Origin of the sequence: Lyngbya sp. CCY1209, assembly GCF_035615495.1 — a bacterium.
Lineage (GTDB): Bacteria > Cyanobacteriota > Cyanobacteriia > Cyanobacteriales > Microcoleaceae > Limnospira.
The window spans coordinates 1-9,344 of the sequence record NZ_JAJENU010000355.1 but is presented as its reverse complement, the minus strand read 5'-3'; the positions used below and the strand labels follow the sequence as shown (position 1 = coordinate 9,344).

The window sequence follows — 9,344 nt, the reverse complement described above, 5'->3', positions numbered from 1 at the left end:
ACTAACGTTTATTTAGTCATCTTGAGATGACTTTCGCTATGAGCCTTGAAATTGATTTCAAGGCTTTCGGTGGGGACGACGAACCCGCTTGGGAATCAATTCCCAAGCTAATAGCAGAAATCCTCTCAAGAGGATTGAGGGCTGATACATCCTGATAATATAGCACACCAGGTCGGGATCTGCTATGATTGTGATTGACAAGCTGGCGATGTGTAAACATCGACCCTCCGAGATGATTAAATTGGTATTCAGATGACATCCTCCGTTCCCACCTCCCTCCCGAAAATAAAATACTTGAAACGGCCGACCTCTCCGGCTTGGATCGAACAGGCGATCGCGAACCTCGACACGATTTTATTGGACCATTCCCACTGCGAACGCAAAGCCGCCGGGGTGGCGTTAAATTTGATGTTTCGCTACCCTTCGAGTGCCAAATTGGTGCGGATGCTGACGGCGATCGCGCAGGAAGAACTCGAACATTTTGAATTGGTAAATCAGTGGTTGGAACGGCGGGGGATTGCCATGCGATCGCTCCCTGCACCCCCCTACGGCGCGGAGTTGAACCGCCACGTCCGCCGCGACGAACCGGAACGGATGCTGGATTTGCTGTTGGTTTCGGGACTGATCGAAGCGCGCAGCCACGAGCGTTTGGGGTTGCTCTCCCAGCACTGTCCGGAACCGGAATTGGCAAAATTTTATCACGGTCTGATGGCATCCGAGGCGCGGCACTACGGCATTTATTGGGTGTTGGCGACGACCTATTTTGATGTCGATATCGTCACCCGGCGGTTGGAGGAATTGGCGACTATCGAAAGTGACATTCTCTCCACCCTCCATCCCGAACCCAGAATCCACAGTTAAAATTGAGGCGAGTAGAACAGGCATCTTGCCTGTTATGAATAAGATGAACAAACGATATCGAGATTTTATCATCCGTTCCTGGGAAACCGGCGATCGCGATGCCGTCATCCAGTTGATCGCTTCCGTCTTGGCGGAATACGGTTTGGGGTGCGAACCGGAGGGGGCCGATATTGATATCTTTAAAGTGGAGGAATATTATCACGATCGCGGCGGTGAATTTTGGGTTGTGGAAAGCGATCGCACCATCGTCGGGACGGCGGCTTACTATCCCGTCAAACGGGGAAAAAATGCCGTTGAAATTCGGAAAATGTATTTGGTTCCGGAGGTTCGCGGGTTGGGTTTGGGTAAATTTTTGTTAGCCGAATTGGAAGCAGCCATTCAGAATCGGGGATTTTCTGAAATTTGGATCGAAACCGCCAGCGTTTTGAAGGAGGCGGTGCAACTTTACGAACGCCGGGGATATGAAGCGGCGACGGGGGTGGAAACTTTGCGGTGCGATCGCGTCTATAAAAAAGAACTGGTTTCTCTGTAGATGTTATATTAAAAAAAAATGACCGATCCAGCCATTCATTTAAAAACGTGACCCCCCGACAGCCGCCACCCCCCGATCCGGAAGATCCAAAAATTGCCGAACTCGAAGCCAAGTTGAAACGCGCCTATCGGAAAATTCGCAAACTGCGGCGAGAAGTGGCGGAATTGAAAGGAGAGGCGATCGCACCCCGGACGACAGGCAAAAACCGGCGATCGCACCGGCGGAATTCCGAGTTATCCTGGTTGGGAACCTTCCTATTTTTGATTGTGTTGATGGCGGGGGGATTTTGGGTGGCATTTCGATTCGTAAAACCTTATATTTTATCCTCACAGCCGACCGTTAAAACGCCGGTGATTTCCCCCAAGCCGACGGTTTCGCCTCCCCCCCAACCCGCCGCAGCGTCCGAACTCACCTACAACGTCAAAACGCCGCCGCAACTCACCTACAGCAAAGAACTCCAAGCGATCGCGGATGGACTCGTCAACCTCGCCATTTCCCAAAAACTCCCCACCGATAAATTATCGATTTATTTGATTGATATCAACCGGCAATCCTTCGCGGAGTATCGGAGTCAAATTCCCAGATTTCCGGCCAGCGTGACCAAACTTTTTTGGATGGTTGCCGTTTACGCGCAAGTGGAAGCGAACCTGCTGCCGGCGGACACTATCGATTATGATGATACCTGCAAAACCGATTTATGTCAACTCGTCAAACACTCCGATAATGAAGCCGCCAGCCACATTCTCGATCGCCTGACTCGAACCACCTCGACTCCACAAAATGAAAATTTTGAAGATTGGTTGGAACGGCGATATTTCATCAACCGCTTTTTTCGTTCCGCCGGATATCACAATATCGATGTCAGCCAGAAAAACTTCCCGATTGCAGACCTGAAAATGGAAGAACCGGAACGCTGGGATTTGAAAATGCGGGGAAATCCCGAACAACCCATCCGCAATCAAATCAGTGCGGAACAGGCGGGACGGCTGATGTACGAAATTGCCACCCAACGAGCGGTTTCGGAAACCGCCAGCGATCGGATGTTAGACTTGTTGGGACGGGATCTCAATCCGCAAGTCTGGCGGCGGGACGAGAACAACCCGATCGCGGGTTTTTTCGGGGAAGGATTGGTCGATTCCGGGGTTATTTTTGCCTCGAAAGTCGGCTGGACATCCGAATCGAGACAGGAGGTTGCCTACGTGCGATCGCCGGACGGTGAAATCGCCTATATCCTCGTCGTTTTTGGCGACAGTCCCGCCTACAGCAACAACTGGACGATTTTCCCCAGAATATCCCGTTTCGTTTTTGATCGCGTTAAGGTTCGATAGAGGAGGAGAATCCACCATTATCCCCCTTGGAAAGGGGGACTTTCGACTCCCGGACGAAGAATCCACCATTATCCCCCTTGGAAAGGGGGACTTTGATGATCGAACCGTACATCACCCGATTGAGAAAATTCCTAAAGTCAAATTAAAATTAGAATAATGATCGGATTTGATTACATAATTGCCGAAACCGTTTCCGGCTTCGACGCCATTCTCAATCCCTTTGAATTGTATACCCTTCCCCTCGACGACTGGATCGCGATCGCCGTCGAATTTGTCGTCGATAACTTCCGTCCCCTGTTCCAAGCGATCCGAGTTCCGGTCGAATTGGTTCTCAATTCCATCGAATCTTTATTTATCGCCATCCCCCCGCTAATTTTTATCGTCGTTTTGGGTTTGATCACCTGGCAGATCGGCGGACGCGCGATCGCGATTTATGCCATTCTCACCTTGACGTTTATCGGATTCTTGGGAATCTGGAAAGCCGCGATGGTGACATTATCGTTAGTTTTGACGGCGGTGATTTTGTGCGCGATCGTGGGAATTCCGGTGGGAATTTTAGCCGCCAAAAACGATCGCATCGATCGCGGGTTGCGTCCCCTTTTGGACACCATGCAAACCCTCCCCGCCTTCGTCTATCTCGTCCCCGTCGTGATGTTATTCGGAATCGGAAGAGTCCCCGGAACGATCGCGACATTTATCTTCGCCGTCCCTCCACTAATCCGCCTCACAAACTTGGGAATTCGACAGGTTTCTCCGGAAGCCGTCGAAGCCGCGATCGCCTTCGGTTCCACCCCCCGACAAATTTTGTGGAACGTCCAACTTCCCCTCAGCCTCCCCGCCATTCTCACCGGCATGAATCAGGCGATCGTCCTGGCGTTGTCGATGTCCGTGATCGCGTCTATGATCGCCGTGGAGGGACTCGGACAGTTGGTTTTGCAGGGAGTCGGACGCCTGGATGTGGGACTCGCGGCGGTGGGGGGATTGGGAATCGTCCTAATTGCGATCCTCTTAGATCGGATCGCGACGGCGATCGCCGAAAGTGGCGAATCTTGGCGCGATCGCGGTATCATAAAATTGCTCTCTCGCCACCGCAAACGTTCTCAAGACGCGATCAATTATTCATCTCGATAATGCCGATTCAACCCGTCCAAAAATTAACTCAAACTTTTGTCGCGATCGCCGTTTTGGGAAGCGCGATCGCCTGCCAGCCTTCCCCGGAAACCGCCGAAAATCGCTCCCCGGAAACTGTAACCGTCCGTTCGGCTTATGTCGAACTCGAAGGTTTGTTCGTCCAGGAAGTTTTCAATATCGGTTTGGAACGCCTGGGATATCAAACCGCCGATCTCAAACAACTCGATCCGACATTAATTCACGTCGCGATCGGCGATGGAGAATTGGACTTTTTCGCCGGACATTGGGAAACATTGTACGAGGAATTTTTTCAACGCAGCGGCGGCGAGGAAAAATTGGAACGGGTGGGGGTGGTGGTTCCCGACGTTCTCCAAGGCTATCAAATTGACAAAAAAACCGCCGAAGCATACAATATTACCAACCTGGAACAACTGCGAGATCCCGAAATTGCCGCACTGTTCGATTCCGACGGCGACGGGTTGGCGAACCTGACGGGATGCAATCCGGGTTGGGGTTGCGAATTGGCGATCGAACATCACCTCGACAATTACGAATTGCGGGACACGGTGGAACACGATCGCGGCAGTTATTCGGCGTTGCTGGCGGACACCATCACCCGCTACCGCCAGGGAGAATCGGTTTTATACTATACCTGGACTCCCCACTGGTTGGGGACGGTGATGAAGCCGGGAGAGGACGCGATTTGGCTGGAAGTTCCGTTTACTTCCCTCCCCGAAACCCAGGGAGACGTGACGGAAGAGGAGACTTCCATTGGCGGAAAAAATCTCGGTTTTGCGGTGGATAAAATGCGGGTGGTTGCCAATCAAAATTTTATCGACAACAACCCCACCGCCGAACGCTTTTTCGAGTCGGTGGCAATTCCCATCGAAGATATCAACGCGCAAAATCAACTCATCCAACAGGGGGAAGACACGCCGGAAGATATCCGTCGCCACGCGGAAGAGTGGGTTACCGAAAATCAGGAATTATTCGACAGTTGGATCGAGCGATCGCGCGATGAAAATTGACATTCTTCTTTCCAAAGGTTAGAATAATATCAGATCCGGTTATTTGACCGCAAAATCTTCCCAATCATCTTGAGATGATTTGAGCTATTAGCTTTGGAATTGATTCCAAAGCGGTGCAGATATCCAACCCGTTTGCTGTTCCGATCATTCAACCGGATTTGATATCACTCTGTTGCGCTTCAGCGCCATTTATCTCTCCTGAAAATCCGGACAGTCGATCGCACTTTCAGATAAAGCAATTTTCGGCTGCACCGGACATTTGAGGCGGTAATCTTTGGTAAAATAGGTGCAGTTGGCACAGGGGATCTGGTGCATCCGCTTGGCACGCCGGACGGTATCCGCGATCGCCGTTCCCAGATTCCAAACAATCAATAACATCAACCCCCAAGCGACGACAAAGCAAATCGGAACCAAAAAGGGTTGGATCGCCTGAATGAGAATTTGCAACAGTCTCAACACGATTTTTTCCTTCTCGAAATAACGACAATTTCGCCACATCCCCAACCCTCTGCCGAGGGGGACGGTGCGGGATTTGTCCGATCGCCGAAATTACCTTAAAATTGCCTCCCAACTTCAGTTTGAAGTTCGTTTGTATTCCGGGAAGCAACCGGACGGATAGGAAAACGGCGACGGACGGATGATTTATTCAATTGATTAATTGTTTGTCCAATTGTATCACACTTCGGCGCTAATGAAAAGCCCTCAACCGGTCGAGCCGATCCGCCGTTATCATCTCCAGCGCTTTATGCCAACTATCCTGAGTTAGATTGGGGTGAACGTCCGATCGCCGCGCCAATTCTCCCCCCGCCGACGGCACCAACGCGCTGCGATCGCGCTCCGAAATCACCTCTTCCCCCGGACGATATTTTTTCCAATTCAAAAATGCCATAAAATCCCGCAATTCCCGAATTTCTTCCGCCGACATCCGCTCAATTTGGCCGATAATTTCCCGCTTTGACTGTTCCATCTGCTCCGATTCAATCATTACCGAAAATAAAAAAAACCGCTTTTTCTACACTTTAAAATCGTCGAATTCCTGCCGCAACCGATAGATCACCGTGTCGCGATCGCACTGTTCGATGATCTCCTGAATCACCGTATCGATCCCGTATTCCCCCCAAGTGCAGCCCCGTTCCAAATAAATTTGAGCTGCCCGACCCACCATATAAGTGCCGTAACCCGCGATCCCCGCCTGGGCGATCGCCGCCCCCGCGTAGCCGGGAAAATTCGCGACCAACCCCGCCCCCGTCTTGCCAATTCCCAGCAGCAAACCGCCGCCCATTTCCCCCAATAAAAGTCCCCCCGAGCTCAACAAAATTTTCCGCCACAATTCCCCCGCTTCGTAGCTGGTGATCGGCAGGCCGTACAACTTCGCCAAAGACCGGATCAACACCAGGTCGGCAAAAAACGCCCCCGCCACATCCAACACTGCCACCGGATTCACCGCCACCGCCACCGCCTTATATTGGGTGAAGCGCCAGATCAGATTTTCCGCTTCCACCCGCTGCAAGCGGATGCTCTGGTGGGCGATCGCGCGATCGGCCTCCCTGGCTTGCACCAGGGCATTCAGGGCCAAAAGCGATCGCCCCTCCCGGTAAAGAATCGTCGCGATCGCGTCCTTCAACTCCTCCACCTGGGGCGGCGGCGACTCCCATTCCTGAGTAATTGTACCGTCCGGCCACTCCACCCGCACCTGCAACGGCGGCGGTTCCGCCGCAACCCGGACAATTTCCATCGACGACTCCGACAAGTTCGGGTCGCGGGTCGCCAACTTCTGCAAATTCCGATCAATCGCCTCCCGTTCCGGTTCCGGGTAGAGGTCGATTTTATTGAACACCACAATCAAAGGCTTTTGGATGCGTTTCAACGCTTCCAGGGCCTCGTATTCCGTCCGCGTCAGATCCCCCGACACCACGAATAAGATCAGATCCGCCTGGCGGCTGACCTCCCGGGCCATTTCCCCCCGCATCTGGCCGGCCACCTCGTCGAGTCCCGGCGTGTCGATCAACTCGATTTCGATGGGTTCGGTTCCGGCTTCGGCCTCGGGCGAAATGGTCCAGCGCACCGATCGCGGCCACTGCGTCACCCCGTGGGTGGGTCCGGTTTGCAGGACGGATTGACCCAACAGGGCGTTCAACACCGCCGATTTTCCCCGACTCACCAACCCGAAAGCGGCGATCCGGATCAAACCTTGTTCCAACTTTTCGGAATTGGCTTTGAGAATATCCAGTTGTTCCTGAACCGTCGCCTGCAGTTGGGTTCCCGAGGACTTGTGTTGGCGGCGCATTTCGGAATAGCGGCCGATCGCCTGCCGCAAACTGCTGCGGGCGCGGTCGAAATGGGCGTGGGGGCGATCGGAACGGGTCATCAGGCGAGAATCTCCTCCAGGGCTTGTTTCACCGTCGGATACTGATATTCAAAATTGTAAGACCCGGTGCGATCGGGGATCACCTGCTGCCCCTCCAACACCACCTGGGCCGCATCTCCCAACAGGGCTTCCAGGGCGAAACTGGGCACGGGAAGCCAGGAAGGGCGGTGCAGGATTTCGCCCAATTGGTGACAGAGTTCGTTCATGCGGACGGGGTTGGGGGCGGTGGCGTTCAACACCCCCTCCACCGACTCATTTTCCAGGCTGAAGCGGATCAAATCGGTCAAATCGTCCCGGTGAATCCAGGAAAACCACTGCCTGCCGCTGCCCAGGGGTCCCCCGGCAAACAATTTAAACGGCGGGAGCATTTTGCCCAACGCGCCGCCCATGCCCAAAACGATGCCGAAGCGCAGGATCGCCAGGCGGGTTCCGGTGTCTTTCACCCCCTGGGCCGCCGCTTCCCACTCCTGGCAGAGATCGGCGAGGAAATCGTCCCCCGCTGCGCTGCTTTCGTCGAATGTCGCCGTTTCGCTGGTGCCGTAATATCCGATCGCGGAGGTGCTCACCAAAACGCGGGGTTTGGGGTCGGCGCTGTTGATGGCTTCGACGAGTTTTTGGGTTTGCGTCACCCGACTCTCGAACAAAACCCGTTTGCGTTCCGGCGTCCACCGCTCGTCCGCCAGGGGCGCCCCGGCCAGGTTCACCACCCCCTCGCAGCCCGCGATCGCACCCTGCCAGTCCCCCGACTCGGTGGGGGTGTAGCCGACGATTTCCACCTGCGGAAAGTCGGACGCCGGAAACACCCGCCGCCCCCGTTCCGGGTTGCGGGTCAACACGACAATTTGATACCCCCGAGAGTGGAGCGATTCGACCAGACGAGAGCCGACAAATCCGGTCGCCCCTGTGATTGCTACTTTCATGATCCTCTGTTTTGATCGGCGCTGCTTGGAATCCCATCCAAACTGGTATTAGGGGTCGAGAGAGATGTTCCCATCTCCCCCTAGCGGGTAAGGTTCGGATTTCAATCCCGAACGAATCGCACCCCCGGATCAATTCTAGCGTTGCATCCTCTGGCTCCCCCTGATCTCCGCCCTGACAAAGCCCGGCCGTTTCATTCTCGGTTAAACAAGGGGAGGTCGCGCCTTGTCGTGGGAGACGGGGGAAACCGCTGATGGGGACACAGATTGTAATGAACTGTAACGAAAAAAATGTCATGATTGAGGTTGAGCAAACCGAAGTCCATCTAAATGAAAGTATTCTAGTCCCCAGCCATGTCACGTCCTTTAGCGAAGGCTGTCCTTTTGGTAGACGGCTACAATATCATCGGAATTTGGCCCCATTTGCAGCAACAGCGCGATCGCCAAGGGATGGAAGAGGCCCGCAGGCACCTGGTCGAAGCCCTGGTCAACTACAGCGCCTTTGAAGGGCTCGACACCCGCATCATTTTCGATGCCCACTATAATGACACCCCCGCCAGCAGCGAAACGGTGAGCCGCAACCTGTCGATTTACTATACCGATTACGGGCAGACGGCCGACACCTATATCGAAAAATTGTGTGCGTCCTTGGGACGACAACTGCGGTTGGCGCGGCGGCGGTTGCTGGTGGCCACGTCCGATCGCGCCCAACAGTTGACCGTCATTGGCTATGGGGCCGAATGGATGTCGGCGCTACAGTTGGCCGACGCGGTGGAGGCGACGAATTGCACCCGGCGCAGACGGCACAAACCCCAGAAGCGATCGGCGGGGCGGTTCCTGGCCAGTTCCCTGGATGCCGAGTCCCAAAGGCGTTTGGCGATGTTGCGGATGGGCTTGAAATAAATTTTGCCAAAGGGCTTGCAAAGTTGGGAAGTCTACGTTACTATAGGTAACTGTGGCTAATTTAAGTTCACCAACGTTCCTCGGTAGCTCAGCGGTAGAGCGGTCGGCTGTTAACCGATTGGTCGTAGGTTCGAATCCTACCCGGGGAGTTTTCCTTCAATTCATTATCCTGCAACGGTTTACAGCACTTGACTCAAGGCGCTTTGATACTCTGCGGGTTAAAACCACGCAGATTCTTAAGTAATCCAAAGCTGGATTCTCAAAGGCATTATCAAA

The 9,344-nt window shown here is 53.8% G+C and carries 10 protein-coding genes and 1 tRNA gene; 7 read left to right on the top strand and 4 right to left on the bottom strand.

What is annotated here, in order from left to right; genetic code table 11:
• The first annotated feature begins 252 nt into the window (after positions 1-252).
• The 5 genes from LKE08_RS10045 (at position 253) to proX (ending at position 4,880) form a co-directional block, all read left to right on the top strand.
• Positions 253-861, top strand: coding sequence for a tRNA isopentenyl-2-thiomethyl-A-37 hydroxylase MiaE (locus LKE08_RS10045; RefSeq protein WP_324704083.1), 609 nt, complete (start codon positions 253-255; stop codon positions 859-861).
• Between the two features lie 43 nt (positions 862-904).
• Positions 905-1,393 carry a GNAT family N-acetyltransferase gene (locus tag LKE08_RS10040; protein ID WP_324704082.1) on the top strand — a complete coding sequence of 163 codons (489 nt, stop codon included), beginning with the start codon at positions 905-907 and terminating at the stop codon, positions 1,391-1,393.
• Between the two features lie 47 nt (positions 1,394-1,440).
• A complete protein-coding gene (locus tag LKE08_RS10035; protein ID WP_324704081.1) occupies positions 1,441-2,721 on the top strand; it encodes a serine hydrolase in 1,281 nt (426 codons plus the stop codon).
• Between the two features lie 156 nt (positions 2,722-2,877).
• Positions 2,878-3,852 carry an ABC transporter permease subunit gene (locus LKE08_RS10030; RefSeq protein WP_324704080.1) on the top strand — a complete coding sequence of 325 codons (975 nt, stop codon included), beginning with the start codon at positions 2,878-2,880 and terminating at the stop codon, positions 3,850-3,852.
• A complete protein-coding gene (proX, locus tag LKE08_RS10025; RefSeq protein WP_324704079.1) occupies positions 3,852-4,880 on the top strand; it encodes a glycine betaine/L-proline ABC transporter substrate-binding protein ProX in 1,029 nt (342 codons plus the stop codon). The genes LKE08_RS10030 and proX overlap by 1 nt, the downstream gene beginning before the upstream one ends.
• Positions 4,881-5,069: 189 nt before the next feature.
• Here the strand turns inward: proX and LKE08_RS10020 are convergent, their stop codons facing one another.
• From LKE08_RS10020 to LKE08_RS10005, 4 genes are all read right to left on the bottom strand, one after another.
• Entirely contained in the window at positions 5,070-5,339 is a 270-nt protein-coding gene (locus LKE08_RS10020; RefSeq protein ID WP_324704078.1) for a hypothetical protein, read from the bottom strand.
• Between the two features lie 229 nt (positions 5,340-5,568).
• Complete coding sequence (locus LKE08_RS10015; protein WP_324704077.1) at positions 5,569-5,847, bottom strand: hypothetical protein; 279 nt, start codon at positions 5,845-5,847, stop codon at positions 5,569-5,571.
• Positions 5,848-5,892: 45 nt separating this feature from the next.
• The gene (locus LKE08_RS10010) at positions 5,893-7,248 is read right to left on the bottom strand and encodes a DUF697 domain-containing protein (protein ID WP_324704076.1); all 1,356 of its coding nucleotides are present in this window, start codon (positions 7,246-7,248) and stop codon (positions 5,893-5,895) included.
• Positions 7,248-8,168 (bottom strand): TIGR01777 family oxidoreductase, encoded by a 921-nt coding sequence (locus LKE08_RS10005; RefSeq protein WP_324704075.1) that lies wholly within the window; start codon positions 8,166-8,168, stop codon positions 7,248-7,250. Before LKE08_RS10005 ends, LKE08_RS10010 begins: the two co-directional genes overlap by 1 nt.
• Before the next feature lie 351 nt (positions 8,169-8,519).
• Between LKE08_RS10005 and LKE08_RS10000 the strand changes: the two genes are divergently transcribed.
• Together LKE08_RS10000 and LKE08_RS09995 are read left to right on the top strand one after the other, a co-directional pair.
• Positions 8,520-9,068, top strand: coding sequence for an NYN domain-containing protein (locus tag LKE08_RS10000; protein ID WP_324704074.1), 549 nt, complete (start codon positions 8,520-8,522; stop codon positions 9,066-9,068).
• Between the two features lie 77 nt (positions 9,069-9,145).
• Positions 9,146-9,217, top strand: a tRNA-Asn gene (locus LKE08_RS09995).
• Positions 9,218-9,344 lie beyond the last annotated feature (127 nt).

Excerpts from the sequence above, each read along its gene's own strand:
- LKE08_RS10005 (WP_324704075.1), bottom strand. The coding sequence starts at position 8,168 with ATGAAAGTAGCAATCACAGGGGCGACCGGATTTGTCGGCTCTCGTCTG.
- LKE08_RS10040 (WP_324704082.1), top strand. The coding sequence starts at position 905 with ATGAACAAACGATATCGAGATTTTATCATCCGTTCCTGGGAAACCGGC.
- LKE08_RS10030 (WP_324704080.1), top strand. The coding sequence starts at position 2,878 with ATGATCGGATTTGATTACATAATTGCCGAAACCGTTTCCGGCTTCGAC.
- LKE08_RS10015 (WP_324704077.1), bottom strand. The coding sequence starts at position 5,847 with ATGGAACAGTCAAAGCGGGAAATTATCGGCCAAATTGAGCGGATGTCG.
- LKE08_RS10000 (WP_324704074.1), top strand. The coding sequence starts at position 8,520 with ATGTCACGTCCTTTAGCGAAGGCTGTCCTTTTGGTAGACGGCTACAAT.
- proX (WP_324704079.1), top strand. The coding sequence starts at position 3,852 with ATGCCGATTCAACCCGTCCAAAAATTAACTCAAACTTTTGTCGCGATC.
- LKE08_RS10045 (WP_324704083.1), top strand. The coding sequence starts at position 253 with ATGACATCCTCCGTTCCCACCTCCCTCCCGAAAATAAAATACTTGAAA.
- LKE08_RS10010 (WP_324704076.1), bottom strand. The coding sequence starts at position 7,248 with ATGACCCGTTCCGATCGCCCCCACGCCCATTTCGACCGCGCCCGCAGC.